Raw genomic sequence first — 18,161 nt, 5'->3', positions numbered from 1 at the left:
CGAGCACGAGGGCGCCGGTCGTGGCGAGGGTGATGGAGGTCTTCAGGCTCTTGCGCATGGTGATCTGTCCTTTGCTGAGGTGTCGCGCTCGGCGCGGCTGCTGTGTGCGCGCCGAACACACCCTGGTGCAGGGTGGAGAACCAGCAATGTGCGGCTGGTGAGCGCTCCGGGTGGTTCCCGGTCTGTGCAGGTGATTCGGCGCCCTGCCCCAAGTCGATTGGAATCCGTTCGGACGAGTTTCGCCGACGGCTGTCTGTCCTACGCTCGGTCCATGCAGGGGATCACGATCCGACCGACGACCGAGGCTGATTGGGAAGCTGTCCGAGCGCTCCGCCTGGAGATGCTCCAGGACACCCCGATTGCTTACGCGGAGCACTTGGCGGATGCCGAGCAGCTCGACGAGACCGAATGGCGTGCGCGGGGTCGCCGGGGTCAGGACGCCGGCGGGACCGCGCTCGTGGCGATCGACGCCGACGGCCGCTGGGCCGGTGCGATGGGGGCGTTCATCCCGGACACCGCCACCGGACCGTTGCTGGTCGGGGTGTACGTCGCGCCGTCGCACCGAGGCCGTGCGGCCGGCGTGACCGATGCGCTGCTCGACGCGATCGAGGCGTGGGCTTCCGGCCACGGCACCACGCTCCGTCTCCACGTGCACGAGCGCAACCTGCGGGCTCAGGCCTTCTACGCCCGACGCGGGTACGAGCTGACCGGGGCGACCGAGCCGTACGTCCTCGCGCCCGACGAGCGGGAGCTCGAGATGATCCGTCGACTCGACGGGGTCTCCGCATGACCGGCGCTGGGGTGCGGTGGCTGCTGCTCGACGTCGGTGGCGTGCTCGAGATGGTCGACGACGCGGCATGGCCCGCGCAGTTCCGCACGCGGTGGGCGGCTGCGTTCGGCATGACGGACGAGGAGTTCTCCTCGCGGTTGTCCGACGCCGACCTGCCCGATGCCGCCCGACGGACCGGGGTCGACGACGAGTACTGGGGGAAGATCGGCGCCGCCCTCGGCGCCTCGGCCGAGGTGCTCGCGTCGATGCGAGCCGACTTCTGGGACGCGTACTGCGGCTCCTTGAACGAGCCGCTCTTCGACTTCCTCGCCGGTCTGCGCGGGACGGTCGGGCTCGCGATCCTGTCCAATTCTGGTGACGGCGCCCGTCAGGAAGAGGAGCGACGGTTCGGGTTCTCAGCCGTGTTCGACCCGATCTGCTACAGCCACGAGATCGGGGTCACGAAGCCGGAGACCGAGGCCTTCCGGATCGCACTCGACCAGCTCGCTGTCGCGCCCGGGGACGTCCTCTTCGTCGACGACGTCCCCGAGAACATCGAGGCTGCGCGGGCGATGGGGATCCGGGTGCACCTGCACGAGGAGACCGCGGACACGATCGCGGCGATCCGTGCGGCCGTGGGCGGAGGAGTGTGAGTGCCGCTACTGCGGAGCGCCGGATTCGGTGGGGTGCGACCCGGTGGTGAGTGACTCGACCCAGCCCCGCGCCGCGCGGAGGAGGTCGTCACGTGACGCGCTCTCGAAGGCGCTGAGATGCAGGAAGTGCTGCGTGATCGTGATGCCGAGGATGCCGCTCACGGTCATCAACGCCCGCAGCCGGGCGTCGTCGCCGTCCAGCGAGCGCGCCAGGTTCTCGACCCGCTCGTCGAGGTAGCCACGCATGGTGTCCGCCGCCTCGGGCACCGTCAGCATCGACCGGACGAGCGCGGCCGTCTCGGCGGGGAGCGCGTCGAACCGGATGCCCAGGACGTCGAGCAGGTGGTCGGCCGCCGCGCGCTCGTTCCCACCGTCCGACGTGGCCGGCAGCTGCACGGCGGTCGCGAACAGCGCTGCCTTCGACCCGAAGTGCTGCATCACGAGTGACGGATCGATGCCCGCTGCTGCGGCGATGCTCCGGATCGTCGTGCCCTCGTACCCGTTCGCACCGAACTGCTGCCGAGCGACTGCGCGGATGCGCTCGGCGGTCTGTGCGCGCTTCGCGTCGCGTGAGGTCTCGGCCATGCGTCTGACTCTACGGCGTTGAGCGAGGTGTACGGTTCACTCAACGCCGATGAGCGAACGCATCGGTGCACGAGCTGACGGAGGAACCCCGATGACCCTGATCGCGATCGAAGAGCACTGGAACCACCCGGCCCTGACGGACGCCGTCAACGCCCTGCCCGACGACCGCCGCGACCCCAGCACGGCGCTGGACGAACTCGGCGACAACGGTGCGCTGCTCCGTGACCTCGGTGACGCCCGGCTCGCAGCGATGGACGAGCAGGGGATCGACGTCCAGGTGCTGTCCCTCGCGCCGCCCGGAGCGCAGCCGCTCGATGCCGCGGACGCGATCCTGCTGAGCCGGCAGGCGAACGACATCGCGATCGCCGCGGTCGCGGACCACCCGGACCGGTTCCGCGCGTTCGCGACCCTGCCGATGGCCGACCCGGCCGCCGCCGTCGCTGAACTGGAGCGCACTGCCGGCCTCGGCTGCGTGGGGGCGATGGTCTACGGGCGGACGGGCGAGGTGCCGCTCGACGACCGCCGGTACGACGACCTCTTCGCCGTCGCGGCGTCGCTCGGGCAGCCGGTCTTCATCCACCCGCAGATCCCGTCGAAGCGCCTGCGCCAGGCGGCGTACGAGGGGTTCGACCCGATGGTCGAGCTCGGCTTGGCGACCTTCGGGTGGGGCTGGCACCTCGAGGCGGCACGTGCGGCACTGCGCCTCATCGTCGGGGGCACCTTCGACCGGCACCCGGACCTGCAGGTCGTGCTCGGCCACTGGGGCGAACTGCTGCTCTTCTGGCTCGACCGTGCGGACAGCCTGTCGCGGGTCGCCGGACTCGAGCGGACGGTGTCCGACACCGTCCGCTCGAACCTCCACATCACCAGCTCGGGGATGCTCAACCCCACGCTGCTCCGGCACGCGCTGGACGTCACGACGCCCGATCGGCTGCTGTTCTCCACCGACCACCCGTTCCAGCGACCCTCCGCCGCCGAGATCGACACGTTCCTGCAGGAGTTCCCCTCGGAGGCGGCCCGCGACGCGTTCACGTCGGGGAACGCACGTCGGCTGTTCGGGATCGGCGACCAGACGGATGCGGCATGATCGGTCCGTGCCCACCCCGAACGTGACCGCCGCGTACCGCGCTGCCCGTGACCAGTTGCTCTCCGCAGAGTCCGCCGATGCCGCCCGCGCCGCCTTCCGGTGGCCGGACCTCGGCGACACCTTCAACTGGGCGGACGACTGGTTCGACGTCATCGCGGCCGGGAACGACCGCATCGCGCTCTGGATCGTCGACGCGGCCGGCTCGGAACAGCGGCTCAGCTACGCGGAGATGGCCGCCCGGTCCGACCGCTTGGCCGTGCGCCTGCACGAGCACGGCGTCCGGAAGGGCGACCACGTGCTGGTCATGCTCGGCAACCAGCTCGAGCTGTGGGAGACGATGCTCGCGGTGATCAAGCTCGGGGCGGTGATCCTGCCGACGTCGACGATGCTCGACACCGCCGATCTGCAGGACCGCGTCGACCGCGGAGCCGTCGCACACGTCGTCACGAACCGCAGCGAGACCGCGAAGTACGACCACGTCCGCGGGGACTTCTCGCGTGTGGTCATCGGCGGCACGGCGGACGGCTGGACGAACTACCCGTCGGACCTCGGAGAACCAGCGCCCGCGGGGGAGTCGCGACCGATCGTGGTCACCAAGACCTCCGATCCCTGCCTCGTCTACTTCACGTCGGGCACGACCTCGAAGCCGAAGATGGTGGTGCACACCCAGACGTCCTACCCCGTCGGACACCTCAGCACGATGCACTGGCTCGGTCTGCGGCCCGGAGACGTGCACCTGGCGATCAGCTCGCCCGGCTGGGGCAAGCACGCCTGGAGCTGCTTCTTCGCGCCGTGGATCGCCGAGGCGACCGTCTTCGTCCACGACACCCCGCGGTTCGATCCGGCCGCGCTCCTCGCTCAGCTGGAGTCCGCCGAGGTGAGCACGTTCTGCGCGCCGCCCACCGCCTGGCGGATGATGCTCCAGTCCGATCTCGGTGAGCGCCCTCGGGCACTGCGCGAGGTCGTGTCGGCCGGAGAACCGCTCAACCCCGAGGTCATCGACCGGGTCGAACGCGCGTGGGGTCTGACCATCCGCGACGGCTACGGGCAGACCGAGACCACCGCGATCATCGGCAACGCGCCCGGCAGCACCGTCACCCCGGGGGCGATGGGCCGTGCGTTGCCCGGTGTCACCGTGACGCTGCTGGACCCCGTCACCGGGCGGCCCGGCGACGAGGGCGAGGTCTGCCTCGACCTCGACGAGCGACCGGTCAACCTGATGGCCGAGTACCTCGGCGACCCCGAACGGACCGCGGCATCGATGCGCGACGGCTTCTTCCACACCGGCGACATCGCGGTGCGGGACGCCGACGGGGAGCTGACCTTCATCGGTCGGACCGACGACGTGTTCAAGTCGTCCGACTACAAGGTGTCACCGTTCGAGGTCGAGAGTGCCCTGCTGCAGCACCCCGCCGTGGCCGAGAGTGCCGTCGTGCCCGCCCCCGATGACGCCCGGCTCAACGTCGTCAAGGCGTACGTGACGCTCGCCGCCGGGTTCGAGGCGACGGCGGACACCGCCGAACAGGTGCTCGCGTACGCGCGGACCGCGCTCCCGGCGTACGCACGCGTGCGTCGGGTCGAGTTCGCGGAGCTGCCGAAGACCATCTCGGGCAAGATCCGGCGCGTGGAGCTGCGGGAGCGCGAAGAGCGCGCGGCCGCGAGCGGGGTGCCCGTCGACGGCGAGTGGCGCGACGAGCAGTTCCCGGGACTGCGCGCGTCCCGTCCGCAGCGACCGTCCACCGGCAGCTGACACGCGGCGCGGCACGTGGAACTGATCACCGACGTGTCCCGCGGCGCCTGGCTGCTCGCCCGCGCGGGGGCGTTCGGCACCGTGGGCGGGACGGTCGGAACCGGGTTCGAGGCCTCCGCGCGCATCCTCCACCCGGTGTCGGCGGATCGCGAGGACCGTTCGATCGTGGACGAGTGGGGCGACCGCCCGAACGTCGAGTCGGCGGTGTGGCCGTGGGCGGAGGTCGCGGCTCGCACCGGGAAGACCTTGCATCCGCTGGTGCAGTGGCGGAGCCTGACCGGCCGGACCGACGAGTCCGACCTGGTGCTCGAGGACGGATGGCGCGTCCACCCGCCCGAGGAAGGCTGGTTCGAGCCGATCCTGCTCGCTGCGCTCACTGAGCACCTGGCCGAGGCCACTTCGACGCCGGACGATCTGGTCGCAGCGGTCTGGGGCGGGTGGGGTGATCTGAGCGGCGGTTCGACGCTCGCCGTCGGTTGGCAGGGCGCCGATCAGGCGACTGCGGAGGAGATCGAGGCGATGCAGCGGTACGTCGTCGAGCAGCAAGCAGTGCACGACGGAGAACAGGCGGCGATCCGTGCTGCCCTCGCGGTGGAACGCTTCGACTGGCCGCACCGCGAGTGCTTCCTCCTCTCGATGACCCTGCCGCAGCTCGCCGACCCGACATGGCTGGACCGTGCCCGGATCGGGACGGTCGCGGACCTGCGCCACACCCCGCAGATGCTCTGGCCGGAAGACCACTCCTGGGTGCTCGCGTCGGAGATCGACTGGGACTCGACGATCGTCGCCGGGGCGCGTGCCCTGGTCGACGCGGTCCTGGCCGACGACCGGTTCGAGGCCTTCCCGGTCGACGAGGACAGCGACCTGACGTGGGACGGCGACCTGGTCAACGGTTGAACCGTGGCGGTGTCGGCGGCCTCGTCCGCCGCCTGTCGACTAGAGCCGAGCGGGGAACGCCGATCGTCGGCCGACCAGCGTGAGCAGCGCCGCGACCGCCCCGAACACGATCATCACCACGGCCAGGACCAGTCCGTCGAACACGGTCAACAGCGCGGCTCCGAAGACCCCGGCGACGAAGATCGCGATGTTGAACGCGACGGGCAGGAACGCGCTGGCGACGTCGGCGTTCTCCCCACCGGCCGTGGTGAGCGCCGCCTGCAGCTGCGTCGAGGCACCACCGAAGCTGACTCCCCACAGGACGGCGGCGACCAGGACGGCGACCGGCGATGCGTGGCCGACGAGCAGGACGACGCCGGTGACGACGAACAGTCCGACGCTCAGGTGGAGCAGGGGGCGGGGATGCCGATCGAGCAGTGCTCCGGTGATCACGACGCCGAGGATCGCCGCGATGCCGTAGACGAGGAGGACGAGTCCGGCGCTGAGGTCGGTGCCGGTCACCCGCAGGTACGGGGAGATGTAGGTGTAGATCGTGTTGTGCGCGACCATCCACGTGGCGATGACGGCGAGGATGATCGCGATCCCACGGATGCGGAACACCTTGACCACGGAGAGCTTCGCAGTGCCGGTCTGCCCGGGTGCGTCCGGCACGAACGCCGCGATCAGCGCGAGGATGACGACCCCGACGAGGCTGAGTCCGATGAACGACCAGCGCCAGTCCAGGGCGGTGCCGATGAACGACCCGAGCGGCGTGCCGAGCGCGAAGCCGACGGGGGCGCCCGTGGAGACGATGGCGAGCGAGACGCCTGCGAACCGCGCGGGACTGATGCGCCGCGCGTAGGTGGCGAACATGCCCCAGATGATCCCGGAAGCCGCGCCGGCGACGAACCGCGTGACGAGCGCGATGGTCACGTTCGGGGCGAACGCGGTGAGGGTGTTCGCGATGATCAGCACGGCGATGGCCGTCATGATCAACGGCTTGCGGCGTAGGCCCCGCGTGAGTGCGATCGCCGGCACCGTGACGATGACCGTGCCGATCGCGTAGGCGCTGACGAACAGTCCGACCGTGCCCTCGGACGTCCCCATGCCGTGCGCGATGACCGGCAGGAGGCCCGCGGGCATGGTCTCCATGGCGACGAGCACGAACCCGATCGCCGCGAGCAGTGCGAGCGGGAACCACGGCAGCCGGTCGTCGGCAACCGGAGTGGTCGACGGAGCCGACGGGGTCGTGGTCACGAGGGGGTCCATGTCCCTGACGCTAGGGCGGCTCGAGCGGCGGAAGGGAGGTTCTGCTCGACCCTGTTTCGGCAGAGCCTCACTCGTTGCGCGGAAGTGGTCTTCGCTGGGGGCATGACCGAACCCCAGACCTTCTTCATCACCGGGACCAGCCGCGGTATGGGCACCGAGTTCGCGCGCGCTGCCCTGGACGCCGGACACCACGTCGTCGCGACCGGGCGGGACCCGGAACGTGTCGTCGCAGCGGTCGGCCAGCACGACGAGCTGCTCGCCGTCGCGCTGGACGTCACGGACGAGCGCACCGTCCGGAGCGCGGTCGAGGCAGCGATCGAGCGGTTCGGCCGCATCGACGTCCTCGTGAACAACGCCGGGAGCTTCCAGGGCGGGTTCTTCGAAGAGGTCTCCCCGGAGCAGTTCCGCGCGCAGATGGAGACGAACTTCTTCGGTGCGATGAACGTCACCCGCGCGGTGCTCCCCGTCATGCGGGCGCAGGGCTCCGGTCGGGTCATCAGCATCAGCTCGACCGCCGGCATCGTCGCCGGTGCCGGTGGGAGCGCGTACGCCGCGTCGAAGTTCGCGCTCGAGGGGTGGATGGAAGCGCTGCACGACGAGGTCCTGCCGTTCGGCATCCACACCACGGTCGTCGAGCCCGGCTTCTTCCGGACCGACCTGCTCGCGGAGGGCAGCTCCACGTTCTGGGGCGACGTCCACCTCGACGACTACCGGTCCTCGTCGGACCAGACCAAGGAGTTCTTCCGCGGCATGGAGGGCAAGCAGAGCGGCGATCCGGCGAAGCTCGCCCGGACGCTCCTCGCCCTGACGGAGATGTCCGCACCACCGGTGCGCCTCGTCGCCGGTGCGGACAGCGTCGAGGGGGTCATGCGGAAGGCGCAGCAGCTCGTCGAGCAGGCGCGGGCGTTCCCGGAACTGACCACGTCGCTCGACCTGGACGACCAGCAGCGCTGAGCCGAGACTCCGCACACGACCAAACCCCTCGAACGGGGGGCTCCGAATGAGTCCGGTCGTTCATGACCCGCATCCGGGTCACAGCGCACCCGCCAGGTCTCGCCAGCACCGAAGCCCGCCGCCCGCCATACTGAACCGATGACCCGCGCGCTGCTCCTCGTCGACATCCAGCTGGACTACTTCCCGGGTGGGGCGTTCCCCCTCGTCGAACCCGAGGCCGCTGCCACCGCCGCCCGCGCCGTGCTCGACTCCTTCCGCGCCGCCGGCGACCTGGTGGTGCACGTCTTCCACGTGTCCACCGACGCCGACGCCACGTTCTTCGTGCCGGGCACGCCGGGCCTCGACTTCCACCCGTCGGTCGCGCCCGTCGATGGCGAGCCGATCCTCGAGAAGCACGCACCGAACAGCTTCATCGGCACCGGACTCCAGGAACTGCTGACCGACGCCGGAGTCGACGAGGTCACCATCGTCGGGATGATGAGCAGCATGTGCATCGACTCGACGACCCGGGCCGCGCACGTGCTCGGCTTCACCGCGACCGTCGTCGCCGACGCGTGCGCCGCGCCGGACCTGACGCTCGGGGGCGTCACCGTCCCGGGCGCGAGCGTCCACGCCGCCTTCATGGCGGCGCTCGACGGCAGCTTCGCGACCGTCACGACGAGCGACGCGCTCAGCCGCTGACGTCCGCAGGGCGCGTTCGGGGCACTGAGACCAGGGCGAAGCGGACGGGAGGCCCGTGGCGGCCCCGCCCCGCGCCTCCCGTCCGCCAGCCGGCTCAGTTGATGATCTCGCCGCGCTCGTCCGCGCGCAGTGCGGCCAGTCGCTCGCGCCAGAGGCGCAGCGCCTCCGGGGTGAGTCGGGGCCAGTCGGTGACCTCGCGGACGATCCGTACTGGTTCGGTGCTGCGGTAGGACCGGGTCGGGTTGCCGGGGAACTTCTTGTCGGTGACGTTGGGGTCGTCCTCCCAGGGGCCGGTCGGCGCGACCTCGTAGACCCGCGGTTCGGCGTCACCGGCGGCGAGCTCGGCCGCGAGCCCGGCGCCGTCGGAGACCGCCGTGAAGTAGACGTGGTTCATGACCACCTCGGGGCGGTAGTTCGACCGGAAGCCCGCGGTGAGCAGGTCGCCCGGTACGAGGTCGGCCTTCGTGCCGTGGAAGAACGGTCCGTCGTCCTGTGCCTGCTTCACGGCGTCAGGCTACGCCGAACGGCTCCGGCCCCCGCGCACCTGACACATCCCCCTTCCGACGGACGCGCCGCCGGACACCCCTGCAATAGCGTGGCCGCTGTGATCGAAGTCAGCCACCTCACCAAACAGTACGGTCCGAAGACCGCCGTGGACGACGTCTCGTTCGTCGTCCGACCCGGCAGTGTGACCGGCTTCCTGGGGCCGAACGGCGCCGGGAAGTCCACCACGATGCGCATGATCATGGGCCTCGACCGGCCAACCGCGGGGAGCGCGACGGTGAACGGCCAGCCGTACACGACGTTCCGCGACCCGCTCCGACAGGTCGGTGCGTTGCTCGAGGCGAAGGCGGTCCACTCGGGCCGCAGCGCCTACAACCACCTGCTCTCGCTCGCGGCGACCCACGGCATCCCGAAGGCCCGCGTGCACGAGGTCATCGACATGACGGGCCTCGAGTCCGTGGCGAAGAAGCGCGTCGGCGGGTTCTCGCTCGGCATGGGGCAGCGCCTGGGAATCGCTGCCGCACTGCTCGGCGACCCGAAGACCCTGATCCTCGACGAGCCCGTCAACGGTCTCGACCCCGACGGCGTGTTGTGGGTCCGGCAGCTCGCTCGCCGGATGGCCGCCGACGGTCGCACCGTGTTCCTGTCCAGCCACCTGATGAGCGAGATGGCGCAGACCGCCGACCGCGTGGTCGTGCTCGGCCGCGGGAAGGTCCTGGCCGACGCCCCGATCGCCGAGTTCGTCGCCGGTGGGGGCGCCGCACCGGGCGCCGCCGGCGGTGGCAGCCGGGTCATCGTCCGGACGCCGTCGCCCGACCAGCTGTTCCAGGCCATCGGCCCGAACGCGACGGTCACCCCGCGCGAAGACGGCACCTTCCTGGTCGTCGGTCCCGACGCACCGACGGTCGGCAACATCGCCGCCCAGGCCGGCGTCGCACTGCACGAACTCACCCCGACCGGCGCGAGCCTGGAGGAGGCCTACATGGCCCTCACCCGCGACGACGTCGAGTACCGATCGGAGGGCACCCGATGAGCGCCACCACCCCGCCCGTCACCCGGGCACACTCGGCATCCGTGCCGGACAGCGTCCGCCTGTCGTTCCCACGCCTGGTCCGCAGCGAGTGGATCAAGCTGCGCAGCATCCGGTCGACGATCTGGTGCTTCGCGATCCTGGCCGTCTTGACGATCGGCATGGCCGGACTGCTCGGCGCGTTCGTCGTCTCGCCGGACAACGCGCCGCAGGACGTCGCGAACGGCAGCTTCGTGAGCATCAACACCACCGGCGTCTCCCTCAGCGCGCTCGTCGTCGGCGTGCTCGGCGTGCTCATCATCACCGGCGAGTACGGCACCGGTCAGGTCCGCTCGACCTTCACCGCCGACCCTCGACGCACCGGTGTGATCCTCGCGAAGGCCACTGTCCTCGCGCTGACCACCTTCGTCGTGAGCGTCGTGGCGACGTGGATCGGCGTGGTCCTGTCGGCGCTGCTGCTGGCGTCCGACAGCACGAGCCCGCAGATCGGTGACCCGTCGGTGTTCATGCCGATCCTCGGCTCCTCGGTGTACGTGACGCTCCTCGCGCTGCTCGCCTACGGCATCGGGCTGCTGGTCCGGTCCAGTGCCGGCGGCATCGCCATCACGCTCGGCATCCTGCTCGTCCTGCCGGTGATCCTGTCGCTCGTGGCGGGGCTGCTGAACGCCGAGTGGATCGCTGACGTCCTGAAGTTCCTGCCCGACCAGGCCGGCAGTCAGCTGTTCATGTACCCGTACACCGGGCAGGAAGCGGGCCCGACGAGCGGCGTGGTCCTGAACGGCTGGGGTGGCTTCGGCGTCCTGGCCGCCGAGGTGCTCGTCGTGGGTGCACTCGCGCTGACGGTCGCACGTCGACGCGACGTCTGACCCGACCGACCGCACACGCGTTCCGCGACGTCCCACCTGTCGATCGACAGGTGGGACGTCGTTCGTTGTGCCTGCATCGACTGGCCCCTGGCCTCGCTAGGCTCACGGCGTGCGACACCTCCCCGCCCTGGTCCTGCCGGCGCTCGCCGTCGTGGCCCTGCTCGCCGGCTGCACGTCGGCGCCGCCCGTCGACGAACAGGCCCTCGGCAGGTGGAAGACGCAGCAGGAGGCGAGGACCGAGACCGATGACGCGGTCCTCGGGGTGCTGAGCGCCGACACGAGCCCCGGCGACGAGGACCCGGCCCATCTCGAGCCCGGCGTCCGCGTGCAGTTCCCGGACTCGCGGACGATCGACCACCTCGAGTTCTCCTGCTACGGCAACGGGCACATGCGCGGCATCGTGCGGACGGTGCTGCCTGGCGGATCGCAGAGCATCGAACTCGATCCGATGGACTGCCGCGACAGCCCGCACCAGATCGAGCTGTCATCGAGCAAGGCCGTCGACAGCGTCGCGTTCAACGACTTCGACAGTGACCGGCCGAGCGCCTGGCGACTCGTCATCGTCGGGCCGGGCCCCTCGGGGGAGTGACTACCGCAGCACCTGGTAGCGGTGCAGCGTGACCCCGTTGTGGTACTCCCGCTGCTCGAGCAGGTCCAGCAGCACCGGCGGTCGCACGCCCGTCACCGGCGGGTCGAACAGCGGCCGACCGGCGCCGAGCACCGCGGGGTGCGTGTAGAGCAACAGCTCGTCGAGCAGCCCCGCGTCGAGCAACTGCGTCGCGAGGTTCGGACCGCCGACACCGATGTCGCCCTCGGACTCCTCGCGCAGGACGGCGAGCTGCTCGATGGCGTCGTCGCCCCCGATGACCCGGGTGTTGTGGTCGGCGCTGGTCCGGGTGCGCGAGACCAGGACCTTCGGCTGGTCGGTCCAGACCTCGCCGTACTCGCGCATGAACGCCGGCATCGACTCGTCGGTGCGGGCGTCCGGCCAGAACGGGTCCATCATGTCGCGGACGACCCGCCCCTCGACGGACAGGGTCATCGCCGCGGCGCGGGCGTTGAACTCGCGGTGCAGCGGCTCGTCGATCCGCATCCACTCGGGTCCCTCGGCGTCGCCGAGTTCGCCCTCGTCGCGCTCGACGAAACCGTCGATCGACACGTTCATCCAGTACACGAACCTCGCGGGCATCGCTGACTCCTTCGTCGCGCGGAACCGGACGGAACCGGCCCGGTCCGCTGCGCGCGAGCGTACGCTCGCGCACGCAGCCCTTCCTCGACGATGAGAGCAGGCACCCGTGCGCCGAACAGTCGCAACCATCCTCGCCGTCGCGACGCTCACGGCGGTCGCGGCCACGGGCCTCCCGGTCGGCCCCGCCGCAGCGTCCACGCCCGTGGCGGACCGGACCACCGGACACAGCGGCTCGGGACACGGCGCGGCCGCGCCGACCCACCGGAACCCGGTCGCGCTGAGCCTGCCCGACGGCGAGACGGCGGCGAGCTGCGCCGACCCGACCGCGATCCGCGGCGTCGGGCGCGACCGCAACTGGTACCTGTACTGCACGACCGACGCGTTGACGGCGACGGAGCAGAACGCCGACGGGTCGCTCGTGCAGCACGGTGTGCCGACCTACCGGTCGACCGACCTGACGCACTGGACGTACGTGAACGACGCGTTCCCGACGCGACCGGCCTGGGTGGGGTCCGCCAACGGGATCTGGGCGCCGGACGTCGTGTACCGCGCGGGCGACCGCGGTCGCGCGGGCACCTGGTACCTGTACTACGCCGCGTCGGACACGCCCTCGGCATCGGCACCGACCGGCGGGGGATCCGCGATCGGCGTCGCGACGAGCTCGAGCCCGACCGGTCCGTGGACGGACTCCGGCGGCCCGGTCGTGGCACCGCAGACCGCCGCGAACGGCACCGGGGCGCGCTGGGCGTTCGACCCCGAGGTCATCTCCGACAAGGGCACCACGTACCTGTACTTCGGCAGCTACTTCGGCGGCGTCAACGTCCGCACGCTCAGCGCCGACGGACTCCGCTCCGACCCCGCGAGCGAGCGGCAGATCGCGATCGACAACCGGTACGAGGGCGCCTACCTGACGCGCCACGACGGCTGGTGGTACTTCATGGGCTCCGCCACGAACTGCTGCAACGGCGCCCTGACCGGCTACGGCGTCTTCGTCGCCCGGTCGCGCAGCCCCCTCGGACCCTTCACCGACCAGGACGGTGTCGCGATCACGAGCACCCGGGTCGGCGGGACACCCCTCCTCGCGCAGAACGGCAACCGCTGGGTCGGCACCGGGCACAACACGGTGGTCACCGACCTCGCCGGCCAGGACTGGATCATCTACCACGCGGTCGACCGCGGCGACCCGTACTACGCCGGGCAGCCGACGTACACGAAGCGGCCGGCGCTCATCGACCCGCTCGACTGGCGGCACGGCTGGCCCGTCGTGCGGGGCGGGGCGGGACCGTCCGACACGGTGCAGCCGGGGCCGGTCGCACAGCCGGGACAGCGTGCGACCTACCGGGCGACCACCGCACCCGTCGACGTGCCCGGACGGACCATCCGCGCGCTGTCGACCTCGTTCGACACCCTCCCCACGGCGCTCCGCTGGACCCGTGAACCCGACCGCTCGACCTGGACCGTCGGCGGTGGCACGTTCCGCTGGCAGACGCAGGACGCCGACATCCACCCGCCGGCGACGCCACTCGCCTCGGTCCTGTCCGAACCGGCGCCGCGGGGCGACTACGTGCTGCAGACCACAGTCGCGGTGGACACCCCAGCCACCGGCGACGGCGTGAACTACGTGCAGGGCGGACTGATCGTGTGGGGCGACGACGGGAACTACGTCCGGCTGACGTCGAACTCGATCTTCAACACCCGGCAGACCGAGTTCGGCAAGCAGGTGTCCGGGCAACCGGCCGGCGCGCCGAGCTACGGCAACACGGTCGTCGGACCGGTCGGGGACACCACCACGCTCCGGATCGTGCACCGGGTCGTCGGCGGGGAGCACCGGTACACCGCCTGGACGAGCGTCGACGGGCGGCACTTCGTCCGTGGTGGGACGTGGACGGCGGACCTCGGGAGCGCCCCGAGGATCGGGCTGATCTCGCTCGGCGGTGCCGGGTTCACGAGCACGTTCGAGGACCTGCGGGTGAGCACGGTGGCGACGCACCGGCGGTGACGGACGCGTGGTCGCGTGCACAACGCGGGCGCGGCTCGAGTGGGTGACCGAAGGAGGACGGGAGGCACGGTGCCAGCTGGCACCGTGCCTCCCGTCCGCTCCGTGGTCGCGTTCAGCGCACCTGCGGCTCGTCGATCGCCCAGTACCAGTCGTTGTCGGCGTTCGTCAGCGCCCACTGGACGCGGACCTGCTTCGCACCGGACGGCACCGTGACGGGGACCGACGCGACCTGCGCGATCTGGTCGGTCGTGTACGACGCGACCTGCCGGAACGCGCCACCGTCGAAGGAGACGAGGACGGTGGCCTGCTGCGCGCCCTCCTGGCGGTAGTGGTTGCCGAACGACACGGTCGCGCTGGTCTTGCCCGCGACCGTGTACGGCTGCGAGGTGATGCGGCTCGAGAACGTGCCGGTGTGGGTCTTGTCGGCCCACTCGTCGGAGTCGGCGACGGCGAACACACCGCGTTCGCGGACGTTGGCCTCGCGGGTCTGGTCGCGCTGCGACTGCGTCCAGAAGTCGTCGTCGGTCAGCGTCCAGCCGGCCCACTCGGTGACGCCACCGGTGCCCATGCCGGTGTTGTCGACGCTCCAGCCGGTCGGCATGCTCTTCGTCCAGCCGAGCGTCGAAGCCGGGATCCCGGTCTCGTCGACGCGGGGCTTCAGGGCGCCGACCATCGTGTCGAACGGGTCGGTCGACGCGGTCGCGAGCGGACGGCCGTCGAGCTCGGCGGGGCGGGCGACGCCGAAGGTGGCGAGGACGTCGGCGGCGATGTCGACGTTCTTCGGGCGGATCGCCGGGGTCTGCTTCGTGATGCCGGGGCCGGTCTTGATGATGAACGCCGAGCGCTCGGCCGGGGTGCTGCCGCCGTGGCCGCCGGCGTCGGTGTGCCCGTGGTCGGCGGTCACGATGAACGACCACTGCTCCGACGAGTACGTGGTGCGCGCCTGCACCGCAGCCCGCAGCTGCCCGACGTACCCGTCGACCTCGCTGATGGCGTCGAGGTACTGCTGCGACGCGGCACCGTACGAGTGGCCGGCGTGGTCGACGTCGTCGAAGTGCACGAACGAGGCGTTCGGGCCGGTCGACCGCAGCGTCGACACGGCGTCGGCAGCCGCGTCGGCGTCGCTCGTGGCGGCGTACCGCTCGTCCACCGTGCCGATGAGCGGCGTGCCGACCGAACCGTCGACGATCGGGTTCCAGCTGGCGTCGGCGTACGTGGTGAGGGCGCTGTTCGCACGTTCGAGCCGGGTCAGGAAGTCGGGGTACTTCGTGATGTCGCTCGTGGTGCCCCACGTGTTGCTGAGCACCTTGTGCTTGTCCGGCCAGACGCCGGTCAGGTTCGTCGCCCAGCCGGGGCCGGACAGCGTCTGCGCCATCGGGGCGGCGTACAGCCAGGTCTTCGACGAGTACCCGGACGCGATCATCGCGTCGAGGTTGGGGGCATCCGCCGCGGCGATGCGGTCGAACATGGCGCCGTCGATGCCGATGACGACGACGTGTTCGCTGCTGGCAGCGGCGGCTGCGGCCGGGGTCGCTGCGGTGGCGGCGGGTGCTGCGGCGATGCCGGTGGCGAGGCCGCTCGCCGCCAGTGCGATCGCGGTCGCGGCGATGGGGATGGTCCTGGGGATGCGCACGGTCGAGGCCCTTCTCGAGGTCGGTGGAGTGGCCAGCCCATCGGCGCAGCGTGGCCTGGGGCGTGCGACCCGGGAGCGTGGGGACGAACGCGTGGTGAACCGCAGATGCACCTGTCCGGACAGGCTGGATCGTCGTTCGCCGCCCGTGCTACCGTCCTGTCGACAGCGCCTAGGGTTCCGGGACTCACGTCCGACTGGTCCGAGCGGCGCCACGGCCCGCCACCGAACGCGGACCGTCATCTGAACGGACAAAAGCCTGGAGGACCTCGCTCGTCGCGCCGCGCGTCGAGCAGAAGGTCCTGCCCGTGACTCCGTTCGCCGTCCTCCTCGTCCTCTCCGCCGCCGTCGCGCACGCCGCCTGGAACGTCATCGCCCACGGCGTGAGTCGCATCGGGTTGCCGTTCCTGTGGCTCGGTGCCGTGTCGAGCGTCGTCGTGTGGATCGGCGTGGTGCCGTTCACCGGCGGGCTCGGCACGGGGAGCCTGTCCGGCTTCCTGGTCGGCATCGTCGTGTCCGGGCTGCTGCACGTCGCGTACATGCTCGTGCTGCAGCGCGGGTACCGGGTCGGGCAGCTGTCCACGGTGTACGCGACCGCACGGGGGACGGGCCCGACGATCAGCGTCGTCCTCGCGATCACCCTGCTCGGGGAGCGACCGTCGTGGTGGGCGTTGGCGGGCGGCCTGCTGGTTCTCGTCGGGGTCGTGGCGGTCGGGCTCGCGGACCGCGGGACGGCGACCGCACCCCGCGCCCTCCCGCGCCGTCGGCTCGACCCCGGCATCGTCGCCGGGCTGCTCACCGGTGTGGCGATCGCCGCGTACACGATCTGGGACGCGCACCTGGTGCGCGGCGGTGTCGCACCGGTCGCCTTCATGGTGGGCTGCACGGCGGTCGAGATCGTGCTGTTCGGCGCAGCCCTCGGCCCGCGTCGGCGCGAGGTCCTGCCGGTCCTCCGTGCGCACTGGGGCCGGGTGCTGGCGTTCGGGGTGCTCTCGCCGCTGTCGTACATCCTGGTGCTCGTCGCGATCACGATCGCACCGGTCGCGCTCGTCGCCCCGATGCGCGAGGTCAGCGTGGTGCTCGTGAGCGTGTTCGGCGTCGTGGTGCTGCGCGAGGGGCGCGCAGGGATGCGGATCGCGGCGTCGGTCGTCGTGCTCGCCGGGATCGCACTGCTGGCGGTCTGAGGGCGGACCGTCCCGCGCCGGCAGGGGAGACCTGTCCGGACAGGTGCCTGTCGTGTTCACCTGCCGGTCACCCTCGGTGCACCGGTTGGGCACGGCGCGCAACCTGTCGGATGCCACAGTTGCGGCGTCCCGAGCGGACGGCGGACCCCGCCCCGCTGCGGATCCTCGCCCCGCCGCCCGAAAGGTCATCATGCCCATCACCGCCCTCAAGCCGCTGGCCGCCCTGGCCGGCGCCCTCGTGCTCGCCGCGACGATCAGCTCCTGCTCGGCAGGCTCCACGGCCGCCGCCGGCAGCGACGAGACGTCGACCGCGACGAAGTACGCCGCGGACGAGAACACGATCGTGTTCGGCGTCGTACCCGACTCGGTGGACACCGAGACCAACTACCAGCCGCTGATGGACTACATCGCGAAGGAGTCCGGCAAGAAGGTCGAGTACCACGAGTCGACCGACTACGCCGCGCTCATCGAGGCGTCGGTCGCCGGCAAGATCGACGTCGCGTCGTTCTCCGGCTTCACCTACGTGACGGCGAAGAACAACGGCGCGAAGATCACGCCCGTGTCGTCGATCATCACGGCCGAGGGGCAGAAGCCCGGCTACTACTCCGAGGCGATCGTGCCGAAGGGCAGTGACATCACCTCGCTCGACGGGTTCAAGGGCAAGAAGGTCTGCTTCGTCGACCCGTCCTCGACCTCGGGCTACCTGTTCCCGAGCTACAACCTGCTGAAGGCCGACATCGACCCGACCAAGGACGTCACCCCCGTCTTCGCCGGCAAGCACGACGTCAGCGTGCAGAAGGTCGCCGCCGGCACCGAGTGCGAGGCCGGCTTCGCCGAGGACAGCGAGGTCGAGAAGAACAAGGACGTCACGGTCATCGCGAAGACCATGGTGCCCGGCGCCCCGATCGTCGTCTCCGACACCCTGCCGCAGGCCGAGAAGGACACCCTGACGAAGGCGCTCGCCGACGTCACGATCGACGACATCATCGCCGCCGGCGTGACGAGTGCCGACAGCGACGGCTTCCGCAGCGTGTTCTACGGCACGAAGCCGGTCGACGACGGGTACTACGACCTGATCCGCGACATCTGCAAGACCACGAAGTCGACCACCTGCCAGGCCTGACCCCGGCACCCC

Annotated in this window: 18 protein-coding genes; 13 read left to right on the top strand and 5 right to left on the bottom strand. The window is 70.9% G+C overall.

Annotated elements, in window-relative coordinates:
• Window positions 1-271 precede the first annotated feature (271 nt).
• Complete coding sequence (locus tag ITJ60_RS18675) at window positions 272-790, top strand: GNAT family N-acetyltransferase (protein ID WP_194649036.1); 519 nt, start codon at window positions 272-274, stop codon at window positions 788-790.
• Window positions 787-1,422: an HAD-IA family hydrolase gene (locus ITJ60_RS18670; protein WP_194649035.1), complete on the top strand. Its 636-nt coding sequence runs from the start codon at window positions 787-789 to the stop codon at window positions 1,420-1,422. Before ITJ60_RS18675 ends, ITJ60_RS18670 begins: the two co-directional genes overlap by 4 nt.
• Before the next feature lie 6 nt (window positions 1,423-1,428).
• Here the strand turns inward: ITJ60_RS18670 and ITJ60_RS18665 are convergent, their stop codons facing one another.
• Window positions 1,429-2,007, bottom strand: a complete 579-nt coding sequence (locus ITJ60_RS18665) for a TetR/AcrR family transcriptional regulator (protein WP_194649034.1) — start codon at window positions 2,005-2,007, stop codon at window positions 1,429-1,431.
• Window positions 2,008-2,056: 49 nt separating this feature from the next.
• Here ITJ60_RS18665 and ITJ60_RS18660 point away from each other — a divergent pair, with 49 nt between their 5' ends.
• From ITJ60_RS18660 to ITJ60_RS18650, 3 genes are read left to right on the top strand one after another with little or no spacing between them, the layout of a single operon-like run.
• The gene (locus ITJ60_RS18660; protein WP_228510667.1) at window positions 2,057-3,094 is read left to right on the top strand and encodes an amidohydrolase family protein; all 1,038 of its coding nucleotides are present in this window, start codon (window positions 2,057-2,059) and stop codon (window positions 3,092-3,094) included.
• On the top strand, window positions 3,084-4,844 hold the full coding sequence (locus ITJ60_RS18655) for an AMP-binding protein (protein ID WP_194649033.1): 1,761 nt from the start codon (window positions 3,084-3,086) through the stop codon (window positions 4,842-4,844). Before ITJ60_RS18660 ends, ITJ60_RS18655 begins: the two co-directional genes overlap by 11 nt.
• A gap of 15 nt (window positions 4,845-4,859) precedes the next feature.
• The gene (locus tag ITJ60_RS18650) at window positions 4,860-5,741 is read left to right on the top strand and encodes a hypothetical protein (protein ID WP_194649032.1); all 882 of its coding nucleotides are present in this window, start codon (window positions 4,860-4,862) and stop codon (window positions 5,739-5,741) included.
• Window positions 5,742-5,780: 39 nt separating this feature from the next.
• Here the strand turns inward: ITJ60_RS18650 and ITJ60_RS18645 are convergent, their stop codons facing one another.
• Window positions 5,781-6,989 carry an MFS transporter gene (locus tag ITJ60_RS18645; protein ID WP_194649031.1) on the bottom strand — a complete coding sequence of 403 codons (1,209 nt, stop codon included), beginning with the start codon at window positions 6,987-6,989 and terminating at the stop codon, window positions 5,781-5,783.
• A gap of 102 nt (window positions 6,990-7,091) precedes the next feature.
• Between ITJ60_RS18645 and ITJ60_RS18640 the strand changes: the two genes are divergently transcribed.
• Both ITJ60_RS18640 and ITJ60_RS18635 read left to right on the top strand, forming a co-directional pair.
• Entirely contained in the window at window positions 7,092-7,943 is an 852-nt protein-coding gene (locus ITJ60_RS18640) for an SDR family NAD(P)-dependent oxidoreductase (protein ID WP_194649030.1), read from the top strand.
• 138 nt (window positions 7,944-8,081) lie between these two features.
• Window positions 8,082-8,624 carry a cysteine hydrolase family protein gene (locus ITJ60_RS18635; protein WP_194649029.1) on the top strand — a complete coding sequence of 181 codons (543 nt, stop codon included), beginning with the start codon at window positions 8,082-8,084 and terminating at the stop codon, window positions 8,622-8,624.
• 94 nt (window positions 8,625-8,718) lie between these two features.
• On the opposite strand, the gene arr is transcribed toward ITJ60_RS18635, so the two are convergent.
• Entirely contained in the window at window positions 8,719-9,129 is a 411-nt protein-coding gene (gene arr / locus ITJ60_RS18630; protein WP_194649028.1) for an NAD(+)--rifampin ADP-ribosyltransferase, read from the bottom strand.
• Window positions 9,130-9,228: 99 nt separating this feature from the next.
• Here arr and ITJ60_RS18625 point away from each other — a divergent pair, with 99 nt between their 5' ends.
• The 3 genes from ITJ60_RS18625 (at window position 9,229) to ITJ60_RS18615 (ending at window position 11,613) form a co-directional block, all read left to right on the top strand.
• Entirely contained in the window at window positions 9,229-10,161 is a 933-nt protein-coding gene (locus ITJ60_RS18625) for an ABC transporter ATP-binding protein (protein WP_123314435.1), read from the top strand.
• Window positions 10,158-11,024 carry an ABC transporter permease gene (locus tag ITJ60_RS18620; RefSeq protein WP_194649027.1) on the top strand — a complete coding sequence of 289 codons (867 nt, stop codon included), beginning with the start codon at window positions 10,158-10,160 and terminating at the stop codon, window positions 11,022-11,024. The genes ITJ60_RS18625 and ITJ60_RS18620 overlap by 4 nt, the downstream gene beginning before the upstream one ends.
• Before the next feature lie 109 nt (window positions 11,025-11,133).
• Window positions 11,134-11,613, top strand: coding sequence for a hypothetical protein (locus tag ITJ60_RS18615; RefSeq protein ID WP_194649026.1), 480 nt, complete (start codon window positions 11,134-11,136; stop codon window positions 11,611-11,613).
• Here ITJ60_RS18615 and ITJ60_RS18610 read toward each other — a convergent pair whose 3' ends face one another.
• Window positions 11,614-12,213, bottom strand: coding sequence for a dihydrofolate reductase family protein (locus ITJ60_RS18610; RefSeq protein WP_194649025.1), 600 nt, complete (start codon window positions 12,211-12,213; stop codon window positions 11,614-11,616). It lies immediately after the preceding gene.
• Between the two features lie 106 nt (window positions 12,214-12,319).
• Between ITJ60_RS18610 and ITJ60_RS18605 the strand changes: the two genes are divergently transcribed.
• Complete coding sequence (locus tag ITJ60_RS18605) at window positions 12,320-14,212, top strand: family 43 glycosylhydrolase (RefSeq protein ID WP_194649024.1); 1,893 nt, start codon at window positions 12,320-12,322, stop codon at window positions 14,210-14,212.
• A 112-nt stretch (window positions 14,213-14,324) separates the two neighbouring features.
• Here ITJ60_RS18605 and ITJ60_RS18600 read toward each other — a convergent pair whose 3' ends face one another.
• Entirely contained in the window at window positions 14,325-15,845 is a 1,521-nt protein-coding gene (locus ITJ60_RS18600) for an alkaline phosphatase family protein (protein WP_323749223.1), read from the bottom strand.
• Between the two features lie 305 nt (window positions 15,846-16,150).
• Here ITJ60_RS18600 and ITJ60_RS18595 point away from each other — a divergent pair, with 305 nt between their 5' ends.
• On the top strand, window positions 16,151-17,026 hold the full coding sequence (locus tag ITJ60_RS18595) for an EamA family transporter (protein ID WP_123338409.1): 876 nt from the start codon (window positions 16,151-16,153) through the stop codon (window positions 17,024-17,026).
• Between the two features lie 190 nt (window positions 17,027-17,216).
• Window positions 17,217-18,149 (top strand): phosphate/phosphite/phosphonate ABC transporter substrate-binding protein, encoded by a 933-nt coding sequence (locus ITJ60_RS18590; protein ID WP_194649022.1) that lies wholly within the window; start codon window positions 17,217-17,219, stop codon window positions 18,147-18,149.
• Window positions 18,150-18,161: the final 12 nt, after the last annotated feature.

The organism is Curtobacterium sp. VKM Ac-2884, from assembly GCF_015350945.1.
GTDB lineage: Bacteria > Actinomycetota > Actinomycetes > Actinomycetales > Microbacteriaceae > Curtobacterium.
The sequence above is the reverse complement of the archived record's forward strand: the minus strand, read 5'-3'. Positions and strand labels throughout refer to the sequence as shown.